12 protein-coding genes are annotated in these 16,459 nt (G+C 60.6%); 11 read left to right on the forward strand and 1 reads right to left on the reverse strand.

Annotated features, from left to right (window positions below; genetic code table 11):
* Positions 1–134: 134 nt before the first annotated feature.
* The 4 genes from C3Z11_RS13490 to C3Z11_RS13505 all read left to right on the forward strand — a co-directional run bounded on the left by C3Z11_RS13490 (position 135) and on the right by C3Z11_RS13505 (position 9,276).
* Positions 135–1,400, forward strand: coding sequence for an MdtA/MuxA family multidrug efflux RND transporter periplasmic adaptor subunit (locus C3Z11_RS13490; protein WP_106478461.1), 1,266 nt, complete (start codon positions 135–137; stop codon positions 1,398–1,400).
* Entirely contained in the window at positions 1,397–4,522 is a 3,126-nt protein-coding gene (locus tag C3Z11_RS13495) for a multidrug efflux RND transporter permease subunit (RefSeq protein WP_106478462.1), read from the forward strand. Before C3Z11_RS13490 ends, C3Z11_RS13495 begins: the two co-directional genes overlap by 4 nt.
* Entirely contained in the window at positions 4,519–7,587 is a 3,069-nt protein-coding gene (locus C3Z11_RS13500; protein ID WP_106478463.1) for an efflux RND transporter permease subunit, read from the forward strand. The genes C3Z11_RS13495 and C3Z11_RS13500 overlap by 4 nt, the downstream gene beginning before the upstream one ends.
* A 186-nt stretch (positions 7,588–7,773) precedes the next feature.
* Positions 7,774–9,276 (forward strand): hypothetical protein, encoded by a 1,503-nt coding sequence (locus C3Z11_RS13505; protein WP_106478464.1) that lies wholly within the window; start codon positions 7,774–7,776, stop codon positions 9,274–9,276.
* Between the two features lie 120 nt (positions 9,277–9,396).
* On the opposite strand, the gene C3Z11_RS13510 is transcribed toward C3Z11_RS13505, so the two are convergent.
* The gene (locus C3Z11_RS13510) at positions 9,397–9,969 is read right to left on the reverse strand and encodes a hypothetical protein (protein ID WP_106478465.1); all 573 of its coding nucleotides are present in this window, start codon (positions 9,967–9,969) and stop codon (positions 9,397–9,399) included.
* A 184-nt stretch (positions 9,970–10,153) separates the two neighbouring features.
* On the opposite strand from C3Z11_RS13510, the gene C3Z11_RS16915 reads away from it, so the two are divergent.
* The 7 genes from C3Z11_RS16915 (at position 10,154) to C3Z11_RS13540 (ending at position 16,431) form a co-directional block, all read left to right on the forward strand.
* Positions 10,154–10,408, forward strand: a complete 255-nt coding sequence (locus C3Z11_RS16915; RefSeq protein ID WP_158701044.1) for a hypothetical protein — start codon at positions 10,154–10,156, stop codon at positions 10,406–10,408.
* Between the two features lie 7 nt (positions 10,409–10,415).
* The gene (locus tag C3Z11_RS13520) at positions 10,416–11,159 is read left to right on the forward strand and encodes a glycerophosphodiester phosphodiesterase family protein (protein WP_106478467.1); all 744 of its coding nucleotides are present in this window, start codon (positions 10,416–10,418) and stop codon (positions 11,157–11,159) included.
* A gap of 330 nt (positions 11,160–11,489) precedes the next feature.
* On the forward strand, positions 11,490–11,708 hold the full coding sequence (locus C3Z11_RS16920; RefSeq protein WP_158701045.1) for a hypothetical protein: 219 nt from the start codon (positions 11,490–11,492) through the stop codon (positions 11,706–11,708).
* An 85-nt stretch (positions 11,709–11,793) separates the two neighbouring features.
* Positions 11,794–13,866, forward strand: coding sequence for an FUSC family protein (locus C3Z11_RS13525; RefSeq protein WP_106478468.1), 2,073 nt, complete (start codon positions 11,794–11,796; stop codon positions 13,864–13,866).
* Complete coding sequence (locus tag C3Z11_RS13530) at positions 13,863–14,072, forward strand: DUF1656 domain-containing protein (RefSeq protein WP_106478469.1); 210 nt, start codon at positions 13,863–13,865, stop codon at positions 14,070–14,072. The genes C3Z11_RS13525 and C3Z11_RS13530 overlap by 4 nt, the downstream gene beginning before the upstream one ends.
* Complete coding sequence (locus tag C3Z11_RS13535) at positions 14,069–14,971, forward strand: efflux RND transporter periplasmic adaptor subunit (protein WP_106478470.1); 903 nt, start codon at positions 14,069–14,071, stop codon at positions 14,969–14,971. Before C3Z11_RS13530 ends, C3Z11_RS13535 begins: the two co-directional genes overlap by 4 nt.
* Positions 14,968–16,431 (forward strand): efflux transporter outer membrane subunit, encoded by a 1,464-nt coding sequence (locus C3Z11_RS13540; RefSeq protein WP_106478471.1) that lies wholly within the window; start codon positions 14,968–14,970, stop codon positions 16,429–16,431. Before C3Z11_RS13535 ends, C3Z11_RS13540 begins: the two co-directional genes overlap by 4 nt.
* The last annotated feature ends 28 nt before the right edge of the window (positions 16,432–16,459 follow it).

Genomic DNA, 16,459 nt, shown 5'->3' on the forward strand with positions numbered 1-16,459 from the left:
ACGGATTCAAACTCTTTCCTTATTTGACGCTATCCGGCAGATTACTCTTACATCACCCGATTCAACCCATCGCACCGGGGCGCGGTCATTGCTGACTTGCCTCCGTGATTACGCCTCGACGATATGATCGCTTCATGAACGATACACACGCTTCGCAACGCCCCCCCCGGCAGAAAAGACGCCTTCTGTTGGTTATCGTGGTTCTCGCCCTCATCGCACTGATTGCCTTTGGCTTCTGGCATTTCCGCTCTGGCAGCAACGAGCAAGGACAGGCCAAAGCTCCCGGCGGCAGACCTTTCGGCGGTGGCGCGGCCACCGCTGTGGCTGCCATCGCCGCTGAACAGCAGGATTTCCCGATCTACCTGACCGCACTGGGGACCGTCACACCTCTGCACAGCATTGAAGTGCGTTCGCGGGTCGAGGGCGAGCTTGTCGCGGTCAATTTCGAGGAGGGCCAGTACGTCGAGAAAGGGCAGACGCTGGCCCAGATCGATGCGCGCGGCTACCAGGCCGATCTCGATCAGGCCCAGGCGCAGCTCAAGGAAGATCAGGCGCAGCTCGCCTCGGCTCGTCAGGACCTGGCACGCTATCAGAAGCTGATCAAGAGCAACTATATCTCGCGTCAGGAACTCGAAACCCAACAGCAGTTGGTCAAGCAGTACGAAGGTGCTGTCGAGGCCGACAAGGCAAGCATTCAGAATGCCCGCGTCTCGCTCGACTACACCACCGTCGTCGCCCCTGTTGACGGCATCATCGGTATTCGCAACGTCGATCCTGGCAATGTTGTCCAGCTCGGCGATGAAAATCCGATCGCGACGCTGACCCAGCTCGACCCGATCTCGGTGATCTTCTCGATGCCCTCGAAATATCTCGCCTCACTGCGCCAACGTCAGCTCGCCGGAGAGGACATTGACGTGACGGCGCTCAACAGCGATGAAACCCAGACGCTGTCCAGCGGTACGCTGACCAGCATCGACAGCGCGATCGATACCGCCACCGGCACCATCCGCATGCGCGCCCGCTTCGACAACGATGCTACGACCCTATTTCCCAACGAATTCGTCAACGTACGCCTGACCCAGCAAACCCTGCATGACACTGTGGTAGTGCCCGAAACGGCGATCCAGACCAGTCAGGACGGCACCTACGTCTATGTCGTCGGCGCCGATAACAAGGTGACACGGCGCGCCGTTACGCTTTCCGCCAGCGACGACACCCACGCCGCCGTTGCCTCCGGCGTCGAAGCTGGCGAGCAGGTTGTGGTCGATGGCGTCGACAATCTGCGCGACGGTGCCAGCGTCAGAGTGGTCAGCCACAGCCTGCCCGGTGATGACACCAACGAGGCCACATCACCCGCATCGCCTTCCACCAGCGACAGCGCACAAGATCCGGCCTCATGAACCCGTCTCGCCTGTTCATCCTGCGTCCCGTTGCCACGACGCTGGTGATGCTCGCCATCCTGATCTCCGGGGTCCTCGCCTACCGGTTGCTGTCAGTATCGTCGCTGCCGGAGGTCGACTACCCGACTATCCAGGTCACCACCCTCTACCCCGGCGCTGGCCCGGACGTGATGCTGTCCAACGTCACCTCTCCGCTTGAAGATCAGCTCGGCGAGATATCCGGGCTCGAGGACATGAGCTCAACCAGCAGTGGCGGCGCCTCGATCATCACCCTGCGCTTCAGTCTGGATACCGACCTCGGCGTCGCCGAACAGGGCGTGCAGGCAGCGATCAATCAAGCCAACAGTCTGCTGCCCAATGACCTGCCGATGCCACCCAGCTACAGTAAGGTCAATCCGGCCGACACCCCGGTAGTCACGCTGGCAATCCGCTCTGACTCACTGCCGCTCACTAAGGTCTACGACCTGGTCGATACTCGCATCGCCCAGCGCATCGCCCAGATCAGCGGCGTCGGCCTGGTGACGATCGCCGGTGGCCATCAGCCGGCGGTACGCATCCACGCCAACCCGCGTGAGCTGGCGGCCCACGGCCTCGATCTCGAAGCGGTGCGCAGCGCGATCGACAGCGCCAACGTCAACCAGGCCAAGGGCACCCTCTACGGTACCTACCGGGCGATGAGTATCGACGCCAACGATCAGCTCGTCTCCGCCGACGAGTATCGCAACCTGATCGTCAAGTACGAGGATGGCGCAGCGGTGCGCCTGAGCGACGTCGCCGATATCGAGGATGGCGCCGAGAACGCTTACCTTTCAGCCTGGGCCAACCGCGAGCAGGCGATCATCCTCAACGTTCAGCGCCAGCCCGGCGCCAACGTCATCAACGTCGCCGATGCGATCAAGGCGTTGCTGCCGCGCCTTGAGCAGAGCCTGCCTGGCAACGTCGACATCGAGGTGCTGACCGACCGCACCGCCACCATCCGCGCCTCGATCCACGACGTGCAGTTCGAGCTGATGCTCGCCGTCGCGCTGGTGGTGATGGTGACCTTCCTGTTCCTGCGCAACATCCCGGCCACGATCATTCCCAGCTTCGCCGTGCCGCTGTCGCTGATCGGCACCTTCGGCGTGATGTACCTGGCCGGCTTCAGCCTTAACAACTTGACCCTGATGGCGCTGACCATCGCCACCGGCTTCGTTATCGACGATGCCATCGTGGTGCTGGAAAACATAACCCGCTACATCGAGAAGGGCGAGCCGCCGCTGCAGGCCGCGCTCAAGGGCTCCAAGCAGATCGGATTTACCATTGTATCGCTGACGGTATCGCTGATTGCGGTGCTGATTCCGTTGCTGTTCATGAGCGATATCGTCGGCCGGCTGTTCCGCGAGTTTGCGCTGACGCTGACCATCTCGATCCTCATCTCCGCCTTTGTCTCGCTGACACTGACGCCAATGCTATGCGCACGCATGTTGCGCCAGCGTCCCGCTGCCGAGGAAGGCGAAAAACAGGATGTACGGACACGCAACAAGGCCAGCCTCTTCGAGCGGCTCGCCCATCGCTACGATCTCGCCCTATGCTGGGTGCTGCGTCATCAGTTCGCGACGCTCTGCGTCGCCATCGCCACCTTCGCCGTGACCGCGTTGCTCTATCTGCTGATCCCCAAAGGCTTGTTCCCGCTTCAGGACACCGGCATCATCCAGGGCGTTTCCGAGGCGAGCCAGTCGACCTCGTTCGAGGCGATGGCCCAGCGCCAGCAGCAGCTGGCCGAGGTGGTGCTCGATGACCCGGCGGTGGAGAGCCTGTCGTCCTACATCGGCATCGACGGCGACAACACCACGCTCAATACCGGCCGCTTTCAGATCAATCTCAAGCCGATCGACGAGCGTGATGTCAGTGCAGCCGAAGTCATCACGCGACTCAACGCCAAGACTGCCGATATCGCCGGCATAAAGCTCTATCTGCAGCCCGTTCAGGACCTGACGATGGAGGACAGGGTCAGCCGCAACCAGTACCAGTTCACGCTGATTGACAGCGACCGCACACGCCTGACCAGTGCCGTGGAGGCCATGCTCGAACAACTGCGTCAGGCACCGGCAATTGCCAGCGCGACTACCGACATGCAGAACCAGGGCCAGAAGCTGCTGCTCAAGGTCGATCGAGAGCGGGCCAGCCGCGTCGGCGTGACCATGGCCGACATCGACGCTGCTCTCTACGACGCCTTCGGTCAGCGCCTGATTTCGACCATCTTCACCCAGGCCAATCAGTACCGCGTAGTGCTCGGCGTCGGTGATGAGTTCCAGCGTGGCCCAAGCGCCATCGACCGGCTCTACGTGACCAATGACAACGGTGATACGGTGCCGCTCTCAACCTTGGTGACGGCTGAGCAACAGGTGACGGCACTGTCGATCCAGCGCGACAACCAGTTCCCTTCGGCGCTGCTGTCGTTCGATGTCGCCGACGGCTACTCGCTCTCTGATGCATTCGCCGCGATCGAGCAGGCCGAGACGGAGGCCGGGCTGAGCAGCGAGACAACGCTATCCTACCGTGGTGCGGCGCAGGCCTACTCGAACTCGACCAGTAATACCCTGCTGTTGGTGCTGGCCGCAGTGGTGACGATGTATATCGTGCTCGGCGTACTCTATGAGAGTTTTATCCACCCGCTGACGATCCTCTCCACTCTGCCCTCTGCAGCGATCGGCGCGCTGCTGGCGCTGATGGTGAGCGGCAACGATCTCGGCATGGTCGGTATCATCGGCATCATCCTGCTGATCGGCATCGTCAAAAAGAACGCGATCATGATGATCGACTTCGCCCTCGATGCGCAGCGCAGCCAACATCTGGCACCATTTGAAGCGATCTACCAGGCGGCCCTGCTGCGCTTTCGGCCGATCATGATGACCACCTTCGCCGCCCTGCTCGGCGCAGTGCCGCTGATGCTCGCTTCCGGCTATGGTGCCGAACTGCGCCGCCCGTTGGGGCTGGCGATGGTTGGTGGCCTGCTGGTCAGCCAGCTGTTGACACTATTTACCACACCGGTGATCTATCTCTATTTCGAGAAGCTGTCGCGCTACTGGCGCAGCCGTCGCCAGGATGATCCACGTCAGGCGCTGCCCGAGGATAACGCGTGAGTCTGTCGTCGCCCTTCATCCGCCGCCCTATCGCCACCGCCCTGCTCACGCTTGCCATCATTTTAGTCGGCGCGCTGGCCTACGTGCGTCTGCCAGTGGCACCGCTGCCGGAAATGTCGTTCCCTACCATTGTGGTTAGCGCCAGTCTGTCCGGCGCCAACCCGCAGACCATGGCCTCGACCGTGGCGACGCCGCTCGAACGCTCGCTGGGGCGCATCGCTGGCATTTCCCAGATGACGTCGTCCAGTTCGGACGGTTCGACCCGGGTCATCATCCAGTTCGACCTCGACAAGGACGTCAACGAAGCGGCACGCGAGGTCCAGGCGGCAATCAACAGCGCCCAGCCGCTGCTGCCGAGCGCCATGACCAGCGCCCCGACCTACCGCAAGATGAACCCGGCCGATGCGCCGGTGATAGTCATTGCATTAACCTCAAAAGAGATCGACCAGGGCACGCTCTACGGTATTGCCGACGACACTATCGCGCCGAAAATCTCCCAGGTGCCCGGCGTCGGTAGCGTCAACGTCGGTGGGAGCTCTTCGCCGGCGGTGCGGATCGAACTTGATCCGCGTGCGCTCGACAGCGCCGGCGTTTCCCTTGATGAGGTGCGCAGTGCCATCTCGAATGGCAACAGCAACGTGCCGACCGGTTTTCTGCAGAATGGACGCTACCGTTGGGAAGTTGCCACCGACAGCCAGCTGTTCGATGCCAGCGACTACCGCAAGCTGATCGTTCATAGCGGTGATGATGGCGCCACGATCCGTCTCGGCGACGTGGCCGCCGTCAGCAACGGCGTCGAGGACAGCTATAACATCGGCTTCTATAACCACGATCCGGCGATACTGCTGGTGGTCAGTGCCAGTGCCGGTGCCAACGTGATCGAGACGATCGACGGCATCCGCGCGCGTCTGCCCGAGATCAGCAAGGCGCTCCCACAGGGCGTGAATTTCAACGTGGTACTCGATCGCTCGCCCGGTATTCGCGCTTCACTGCACGAGACTCAGTTCACGCTGCTGCTCGCCGTCGCGCTGGTGGTGATGGTGGTGTTCGTGTTTCTGCGCAGCGCACGTGCGACGATCATCCCCAGTGCGACGATCCCGGTCTCGCTGATCGGTACCTTCGGTATCATGTATCTGTTCGGCTTCTCGCTCGATACGCTATCGCTGATGGCGCTGGTGGTAGCGATCGGCTTCATTGTTGATGACGCGATCGTGGTGGTAGAGAACATCGCCCGTCATATCGAGCGCGGTGAGCCGCCGTTCAAGGCAGCCCTGGAAGGGGCTCGCGAGGTGGGCTTCACGGTGCTGTCGATGAGCGTGTCGCTGGTGGCGGTATTCATTCCTCTGCTGCTGGTGGGTGGCCTGATCGGACGGCTGTTTCATGAATTCGCCGTGACCCTGGCGGCAGCGGTGCTGGTCTCGCTGGTGGTCTCGCTGACGCTGACCCCAATGCTGTGTTCGCGCTGGCTACGCGTGCGTGAACCCACAACCCCGCCCCGCTGGCAGCGTGCCATCGAGCGTATCGGCCACGCTATCGTTCGCGGCTACGAAGTAACCCTCGATGGCGCATTGCGTCATCGCCGCCTGACGCTGCTGTCGCTGGTCGCTGTCATCATCCTCAATGGGTATCTCTATGTCGTCATCGATAAGGGCTTCATTCCCGATCAGGACACCGGCCGCCTGATCGGCGCCGCACGAGGCGACCAGAGCCTATCGTTCGAGGCGATGTCGTCCAAGCTCGAACGTATCCGTACCGCCCTGCTCGACAGCCCCGACGTCGCCACTGTGATGGGCTTCATGGGCGGTGGCGGACCCGGCGGCGGCGGTATCAGTTCGGCGACGCTGTTCATCTCTCTCAAACAGGCGCGAGATTTCGACACCCAGCAGGCCAGCAACCGACTCAGTGCGATGTTCCGCGACATGCCCGGCATCCAGGTCTTCATGCGCGGCATGCAGGATATCCATGTTGGCGGGCGCGAGAGCAACGGTCAGTACGAGGTGACATTGAAGAGCGATGATCTCGATCTGCTCAATACATGGAGTCCCAAGGTCAGCCAGGCGATGCAGGAGATCCCGCAGCTTACCGGGGTAAGTAGCGATACGCGCAGCGAAGGCCAAGCAGTGAAGCTGATCGTCGACCGCGACAAGGCCTCACGGCTGGGCGTTGATATGGACACCGTCGACACCGTGTTGCACAACGCGTTCAGTCAGCGCGAGATATCGAGTGTCTATCAGGGCACCAATCAGTATTACGTGATCATGCAGGTCGCCAAGCCGTTCCGAGAGTCGGCCCAGGCGCTCGACATGCTGCACGTGTTCGATGGTGACGGTAACCGCATTCCGGTATCGGCATTCAGCCATTACGAGCGCAGCACCACGCCGGTCAGCGTTAACCATCAAGGCCAGTTTGCCGCCACTACTGTGTCGTTCAACCTCGCCGATGGCATCACGCTCGACCAGGCGACCCAGGCGATACGCACTCGGCTCGACGAGCTCAATCTGCCGATCGACGTACAGGCCGATTTTGAGGGCAGCGCGGCTTCCTTCCAGAGTGGGGTCGAGGCAATGCCGTGGTTGATCCTCGCCGCACTGGTGACGGTCTATCTGGTACTGGGGATTCTCTACGAGAGCTATGTCCATCCGCTGACCATTCTCTCAACGCTGCCGTCGGCCGGAATCGGGGCTCTGCTCGCTCTGATGGCATTGGGCAAGCCGTTCACGCTGATCGCGCTGATCGGCATCATTCTGCTGATCGGGGTAGTCAAGAAGAATGCAATCATGCTGGTCGATTTCGCCCTCGACGCTGAGCGCCGCCTTGGCATGGCACCATTTGAGGCAATCCGTCATGCCGCGCTGGTGCGTTTTCGTCCGATCATGATGACTACCCTGGCGGCGATTCTTGGCGCCGTACCATTGATGATCGGCACCGATGAGAACGCCGGACTACGTGCCCCGCTGGGCATCTCGATTGTTGGCGGTCTGATCTTCAGCCAACTGCTGACGCTCTATACCACCCCGGTGGTCTATCTCTATCTTGATAAGTTGCGCCATCTAAAACGCCGCTGACCAATGGATTCAGCAGGGCTTCAAGCGGCCATGGCCTATCATTTATGCCATGGCCGCTTGGCTTATACGCATTCAAGTGTCAGGCGAATAATTCGCTCACTTTCCTTGACATAAATAAGTAACAATTATAAAAGACGCTCGATTCCATAATAAATAGTCTGCTCAACACACCCCAAGGGAACAGTAATGAAGACAATAACCTTCAGAACACTGGCCATTGCACTCGGTGTCTCCAGCACCGCCTTGACCGCCCCTTACGCTTTTGCCCAATCCAGCAGCGATCAGCAAACCATTCAGCAGCTGCGCCAGCAGCTCAACGACATGCAGGCCCGCCTAGAACGGCTGGAAAGCCAGCAGGGGGAAAGCCAGCAGAGTAAGACGGGTGCTGACATTACGCGCCTAGCGGATAACAGCTCAAATGATGGCAATAGCGTCCAGGGCAACAGCACTCAGGGTGGCAGTTCGACGACATCCGGAGGTGCCGACAGCACTGGCGTTAGTCAGTCCGCTGCCGGTCAGGAAGTCGCCAACGAACAATCCGGCTCTGGCGACCAGAGCCTGGCACAGAAAAACAGCTCGCTGCTTGAGAAGATGCAGCAGACCCAGATCGGCGGAACGTTCGAATTCGGTCAGGTGTTCAACGACTGGGACGAGGAAGACAAGGACACCGGCGGCGATCTCGATTTCAACAAGTTCATCATCGCCGTGGATGGCGAGGTCGATGATTTCACCTACTCCCTCGACTACCGTTTCTACGACGGCTACCGCTTCATTCAGCACGGCTGGCTGGGCTATAACGTTAATGACAGCAATACCGTCAAGGTCGGCCTGGTACAGGTGCCGTTCGGCAACATGGATTACGGCTATCTCGGCTGGTACGGCAACCTCGGCTATCTCGCTGGCTTCAACGACAACCAGAACCTGGGCGTCAAGTGGGACCACGATGCTGGCGCCTGGACCACCTCGCTGGCGTACTTCAAGAACTCCCAGCTCGGTAGCACCAACGAAAGTTATGGTGCCAACCCGCCCGGCGGCACTGACGACGCCTATCTTGATGATGATGGCAGCCTTGTCACTGGAGACCAAGGCAACAAGTCTGAGAACCAGCTTGCTGCGCGTATCGCCTATACCTTTGGCTACGACACCGACTATGCCACTGAAATCAACCTTTCAGCCAAGGGCGGGCAGCTCTATAACGAAATAACCAACGATAGCGGCGACACCTGGCAGGTCGCCCTCGGCCTCGATGGCAGCTACGGCAACTGGCGCACTCTGCTGCAGGCCACCACCTATGCCTATCATGCCAAGAACCCGAGCGAAGCGATTAGCGGCGTCTCAGACAATGTCATTCAGCTCGGCGCTTTCGGCTTCAATTACAACATCCCTGACTCAGGCCAGGTGTATACCGCCAGCTTGGGCTACAGCCATGACGTTGACTGGGGACCGGTCACCAATCTTTATTTCTACAACGACTACAGCTACATGAGCCCGGATGGTCATTATCCGCTGGCCGGACGCAGCGATGTCGACGATCCCCAGCTCAACGATCTTGGTGTGCTGGTATCGGCCGGGCCGTATTACGCCTGGTTTGATGTCGTCACCAACAAGAACGGCCTGAACTACTTTGGCTCGCCGGTTGATGACAGTTGGCACACCAGTCTGATGTCCCACTTCGGCGTACAATTCTAATCGGCGTATTTACGCTTAAGCGACCTGCAAAAAAGCCCCGCTCTCACGAGCGGGGCTTTTTTATAGCGCGTACTGCCAAGCGCCTGCTGGCCTAAGAGCACCAACGAAATAATGCTGCACTCAACTATAGCGGGCAAAGGCCTGCAGGCTGTCAACGAAGCGCGTCTTATAGTCGTTGAATATTTCAGGGTCACGCTTGAAAGTGCGCAAAATCGCGTCTTCGCTGAAGGTAACGGGCTCAGGGGCTTCGCCTAATGAGGTTACCTTGGAAAGATAATTGAAGCCGATCCGGCTACCGTCGTCGGCGTAGAACCACTTATTGAAACCGAAGGTTTTGAAAAACCCTTCCAGACGGGGGTCGCGCGTACTGACCCGCAGTGCTGTTGTGCTGGTCAGGCGCTCGACCAGCTCACGCGCATAACCCTCGCCACGCTTTTGCTCAGGCGTGGCGAGCAGGCGCATATCCAGCCCCTTGCCCTCCATGTCGAGCACTAGCAATGATGCACTGAGAATACGCCCCTTGTCATCGACCAGTGCCAGCACCCGTGCTGCTTCGTTTTCGAACAGCGCGGCAAGCGTACCGGTAAAGACGATGAGCGGCTTCAACCCCGCCTCTTTGCCATAGATCGCGGCACACAGCATCGCAACACACGCGTCCCGTTGCTCTCCGGCGTGTATTTCAGCCACTTTCATCACAATTTTCGCCTTCTGTGTCGGTCAAGGTCTTGTCAAAACACAATATATCTACCCGCCACGGCACAATGTGCCTTTACGAGCATAAAGCTGCGAAGGCTAGCACATTGCAATATCAGAACAGAACCTGAACCCGCGGATAACGACCTTTTTGCACATCGAGTTTGCGTTCGGGCCCGATAACATGGCAGCACCTCCTTTCGCTTTAATCTGTCCATTGAGCCCATCGAAACACTCGGCACTCAAGAGCATCATCTATACTCAACTGTCGGATCAGGACGATCCACGGGTGGTACGCGTAAGCGGCCGCTCCGCCATGACTGCCAGCCAGCAGCGTGGAGTGAACATCAGCGGGCCCGTTCATCTCCTTTACGAGAATGGACAGCGCTTCGATATCGAGCCCACACTGGCTGCAGTCGGCATACATTCAAATGCATGAGGCAGACATGACGCTTCCCCGCTTAATTGGGCACCGTGGATTTTCCGCCCACGCGCCCGAAAACACCTTATCCGCCATTGATGCCGCCGCCCGTGCCGGCATCAATTGGGTAGAGCTTGACGTTCAGTGCCTGGGCGACGGCACGCCGGTGATCTGGCACGACGCCCACGTCGCGCGCTGCAGCGATGGTGGTCCAACGCTTCTGCGTGACCTGACCATTGACGACGCCCGGCGCCTTGATGTCGGCAGCTGGTTCGATGAACGCTTCACAGGCGAGCGCATTCTGACACTCGATGACGCGCTCGACGCACTCAACGCCCGCGGCATGGGACTTAACCTTGAACTCAAGCTGAGCACCGGACACGACCCGGTACAGTTGGTCGAGACGGTGTTACCCAGAGTGACTTCCGCACTACCCCCCGAGCGGTTGCTGGTGTCGAGCTTCGATGGCGATGCGCTCGATTGTGCCCGTAAGCTCGACAATGATGTCAGGCTGGGAATCCTATATGACGACAAGATACCGCGTGACTGGCCGTGGGATGTCGAACGCCTGCGCGCCTTCAGCGTCCATCCCAACTGGGTGCACCTCAATCAGGAGCGGGTGATTGAACTCAAGCGCGCCGAGATCAGTCTGGTGTGCTACACGGTCAACGAACCCGACCGCTTCGCACCGTGGTGGGAACAAGGCGTCGATGCGGTCATTTCAGACGACCCCACCCTATTCTTTACTGACAGCGACCGTACACGCTGATCTTTAGCGATATCTGCCCCTTCTGAACATTCGGGTCAACGATGAGTGCTGCTTGGCCAAGGTCAAGCGGCACTCTGTCCTATCGTTATTATGCCCTATTGTCATCAACATGCTCCGCCTACAATCTTCTTCCTTCGTGCCGATAATCGCAGCTGATTCCTCGCTAAAGACAGCTGGACTTGCCGACGAAAACGTCGAGTTTCAGCGTTCATTACGTGAGGCAATGCCTTGGCGGATGCCGTTGAGGCAGGCTAATTAGTTCGCACGCTATCTAGCTTTTAGGATTAGTTCCCTATAAATTACTCAATCTTCAAGGCGTCTCATCAGGCCATGAATACCCCGCTTCGCCGCACCCTGCCTCCTCATGGCAGTGCTCGCTGCCTGCGCCATGCGAACGAAGGCTGTATTCTTGACCGCCTCGCCGAGGGTTTGAGCTTCGCCGTCGAGCGTCGACAGGCCGCAAGCCCGTATAGCCCCGTTGGTATCCTGTACTACAGCCCCGAACCACTTGAATCGAAATCGGCCCAGTCATGTCTGACACCTCTATAGGAAACGATGCTCTGAATGTTCAGCTGCGGCTGACTCTGGTCCATGCCGCCAAGGGCAACGGCGCACCGGGCCGGGACGATTGGCAATGATCGCTCTCCCTCCGCTGCGTGACTGGCTGTTCTCGCTTAAGACCTTCAGCGCCTCAATGACGGCGCTTTACATTGCGCTCCACCTGCAGATGCCGCGCCCTTACTGGGCGATGGCGACGGTCTATATCGTTTCCAGCCCGTTCGTCGGCGCGACCAGTTCAAAAGCACTCTATCGCGCCCTCGGCACCTGTCTCGGTGCCAGCGCCGCAGTCTTCTTCGTCCCGCTGTTCGTCGACACGCCGCTGGTGCTCAGCGCCATCATCGCGATCTGGACCGGCACGCTATTGTTTCTGTCGCTGCATGTCCGCACCGCACGCAGCTATGCACTAATGCTCGCTGGCTACACCCTGCCGATGATCGCCTATTCCACCATCAACACACCCGAAGGCATCTTCGAGGTGGCGGTCTCGCGCAGCGAGGAGATCGTGCTGGGCATCGTCTGCGCCAGCATCGTCGGCAGCGTGGTACTGCCGACCCGGCTGACTCCGGTGCTAGTGCAGAGTATCGACAAGTGGTTCGACGATGCATCCGCCTATTGCGCCCAGTTCATCGCCCGCCGCGCCGATTCCGTATCCGTCGCGACGCTGCGCTCGGCCATGGTCGGCACCGTCAACAGCCTGCAGTTGATGATCAGCCAGGTGCCGTACGAAGGCATGCGGCCCCAGACGGTCAAGCAGATCCGTGAGCTGCGCGGGCGCATGGCGCAGCTGCTGCCGGTGGTCGACGCGCTGGACGATATCCTTACCGCGCTAGAGCGACGCGCGCCCGAGCAGGCCAGGCGCCTGGCGCCGCTGCTGGGCGAGCTGGAACCGTGGATCGAGAGCAGCAGTGCACAGCCATCGCTGGCCAGCTGGCAGCACCTTCACCACGCGCTCGAACACCTCGAGCCGAGTACCGAGGAGCTGGCGCAGCCGGCCCAGGCGCTACTGTCCAGCGCACTATGGCGTCTGCGTGAATGGATCGATCTGTGGCAGGACTGCCGCACCCTGCGTGCGGCCATCGCCGCCGAACGCGACGTGAAGTGGACACCTGTTTATCGCCACTGGCGGCTCGGCATCTCCCGCCGCTATTTTGACCGTCCACTAATGATCTATTCGGTGCTGACCACGATCCTGGGTATTTTCATCGCCTCGCTGATCTGGATCGAGACGGGCTGGCACGATGGCGGTAGCGCCGTAGTGCTGGCGGCGGTGGCGTGCAGCTTCTTCGCCGCAATGGACGAACCGGCGCCGCAGATTTTCCGCTTTTTCACCTGGACGATAGTCAGCGTGATGCTGTCGAGCATCTACCTGTTTGCCATTCTGCCCAATATCCATGACTTCCCGCTGCTGGTGCTGGCCTTCGCCGGGCCATTCATCGCCATCGGCACGTTGATCACCCAGCCGCGTTTTTATCTGCCGACGCTCTTGACCATCGTTCAGACAGCCACCTTCGTTGGCATTCAGGACGTCTACAAGGCTGACTTCCTTACCTTTATCAACAGCAATCTGGTGGGCATTGCCGGGCTGCTGTTCGCTTTCATCTGGACGCTGATCAGCCGACCCTACGGCGCTGAGCTCGCTGCCCGACGCATGACCCATGCCAGTTGGCGGGATATTGCCGCCACGACCGCCGCCGAGCCGCTGGCGGACCGTCGCGGCATGGCCGGGCGCATGCTCGACCGCTTCATGCAGCATTTGCCGCGCCTGGCCATCAGCGGGCAGGATACTGCGCCCGCCGTGCGCGAACTGCGCGTCGCGCTTAACGCATTAGATCTGCGCATCTGGCAGCAGCGACTACCGGACGATCAGCATCAGGTAGTGACCGCTGCCCTGGCTGCCGTACATATGCACTTCAGCGCCTGTCTGAAGGCAGGCAGGCCGTTGGCCACGCCGCATGCCGTATTCCATCGGATCGACGCCGCCCTGGCCCTGATCACGCACAGCACGCCCGCCAGCGCCGGGCTGCATGTCATGCATGCCTTGATCGGGCTGCGGCTGGCTCTGCAATCGGGCGAGGCGATTATTGCCGATCCAGCTGTGGACGATCCCTCACTGTCTCCTGCCGGTATCGATGGAGCACCGCTATGATCGGCGATATCGACGTGGGCAGCGTCTACCTGCCGACACTTTTGATGCTGATGCTGCTGACGTATCTCTTTTACCTGCCGCTTCAGGTGCTGCTGACGCGGATACATTTTTATCGCCTGGTCTGGCACCGCGCACTATTCAACGTCGCGTTGTATGCCCTGCTGCTGGGTCTCGTGGACGCTCTCTACCGTCATTGGATGCCATGAAAAAGCCCCTGATATCGCTCGGTCGTATGTTTTTCACCCTCGTGGTCGTCGTGCTCGCCGCGCTCGTCATCTGGCGTCTGGTGGCCTACTACATGTTTGCACCGTGGACCCGTGACGGCCACGTGCGCGCCGATGTGGTGCAGATTGCCCCGGACGTGTCGGGAATCATCGCCCACGTCGAGGTGAGCGATAACGAGCCCGTCCAGCGTGGTCAGGTACTGTTTACGATCGATCCTGAACGTTTCAAGCTCGCCCTGCGCCAAGCCGAATCGACACTGGCCGACCGCCAGACCAGCCTTGATCAGGCCGAGCGCGAGATGCGGCGCAATCGCGGGCTGGGCAATCTCGTCGCCACCGAAGAGCTCGAAGAGAGCCAGACAAAGGTTGCTCGTGCCCGCGCCGCGGTGGCGGAAGCCAAGGTGGCAATCGATACCGCCAAGCTCAACCTGAAACGCGCCACCGTGGTCAGCCCCGTGAACGGCTATATAAACGACCGCGCCCCACGCGCCAGCGAATACGCCGTCGCCGGCCGACCGGCCCTGTCGGTGGTGGACAGCGACTCCTTCCACGTCGACGGCTATTTCGAAGAGACCAAGCTGCCCCATATCCACGTCGGCCAGCGCGTCGATATCCGCGTGATCGGCGAGCAGCGCCACTTGCAAGGGCATGTACAAAGCATTGCCGCCGGCATCGAGGATCGCGACCGCAGCAGCGGCGCCAATTTGCTGCCCAACGTCAACCCAACCTTCAGTTGGGTCAGGCTGGCGCAGCGCATCCCTGTGCGGATCGCTCTCGATAACGTGCCTGACGATGTGCGTCTGATTGCCGGCCGGACCGCCACGGTATCGATCATTACTGATACCGAATACGCCGCGCCCGCCACGGAGAAGACGCCATGAGGCATTGCCTGCGTCCGGCCGGCACGGCCCTGGTAGTAACGCTGCTGAGCGCCTGCAGCGTGGTGGGCCCGAACTATCAGTTGCCGGAACAGGCGCAGATCAATCGTCCCGAGCATCAGGGCGAGTTCAGCGCCGTCGATGCCCAGGCCGTTGTTTCCGCGCCGCTACCGGCCGACTGGTGGCGGCTGTACGACGACCCGGCGCTTAATGATTTGGTGCAACAAGCCCTTGTGACCAATAGCGAGCTGCGCGTCGCCGCCGCCAATCTGGCCCGCGCCCGCGCCGAGCTGGGCGAAGCCAACGCCCGCGGCGGCTTCGAAGCCAGCGCCTCAGCCGGCGTCGAGCGCACCCAGGTCTCGGGTGAAGCCTACCTGCTTGAAGACAAGGTGCCGGTGGCCAACATCGCCGATGCCGGCATCAATCTGTCCTATCAGTTCGACCTGTTCGGCACCCTACAGCGTGGCATCGAAGCGGCCCAGGCCGACGCCGAAGCCACCCAGGCAGCGGCTGATACGGCACGTATTACCGTGGTCGCCGACGTAGTACGCGCCTATGCACAGATTTGTGCCGCTAACGAGGAGCGCGCCATCGCCGAACATTCGCTGGCGCTGCAACAGCAGAGCCTCGAACTTGCCCAGCGGCTGCACGCGGCGGGCCGCGGCACGCTGCCCGCGGTGACTCGCTCGGAGACCCAGTTCAAGTCGCTGCGCGCCGAGCTGCCGCGCTTCGAAGCCGAACGCCAGTCCGGCATCTTTCAGCTTGCAATGCTGCTTGGCGAAGACGCCGGAAGTCTGCCGAGCAACGTGACGCAGTGTGACAGCCTTCCCCAGTTGGCCCAGCGTCTGCCGGTCGGAGACGGTACGGCACTGCTCAAGCGGCGTCCCGACATTCGCCAGGCTGAGCGCCAATTAGCAGCGGCCACAGCGCGGATCGGCGTCGCCACCGGCGAACTCTACCCCACCATCAGTCTCGGCGCCTCGACCGGACTAACCGGCATTGCTGAGCATCTGGGTCAGCCCGCCACCCAGCATTGGGGCATCGGTCCGCTGATCAGTTGGACCCTGCCTGCCAACGGCGCCCGCCAGCGCGTCCAGGAAGCACAAGCGTCGAGTCAGGCCGCGCTGGCCCGCTTCGACGGTGTGGTACTCAACGCAGTGCGCGAAACGGAAACCGGCCTGGCCCGCTATAGCGCTGCGCTGGAAACGCGCGATGCGCTGGTCGAGGCTCAGCGCTCGGCCAAAGTCTCGGCCGAGCAGACCCACCGCTTTTTTATTGCTGGACGCGAATCGGCACTGGCTGATCTCGCTGCGGCGCGTGTGTTGAGCACGACCCATGCCCAACTGGCCGATGCGCAGGCCCAGGTCGCTATGGCGCAAATCGATCTGTTTCTGGCACTGGGTGGCGGCTGGCAAAAGGAAGACGAACAGCAGACGAGTACTGTGCGAACAACCACGCCCTAAGCCCGGCAATCGGGACATGAAAGCAAAA

This window comes from Phytohalomonas tamaricis (assembly GCF_003012345.1).
GTDB classification, from domain to species: domain Bacteria; phylum Pseudomonadota; class Gammaproteobacteria; order Pseudomonadales; family Halomonadaceae; genus Phytohalomonas; species Phytohalomonas tamaricis.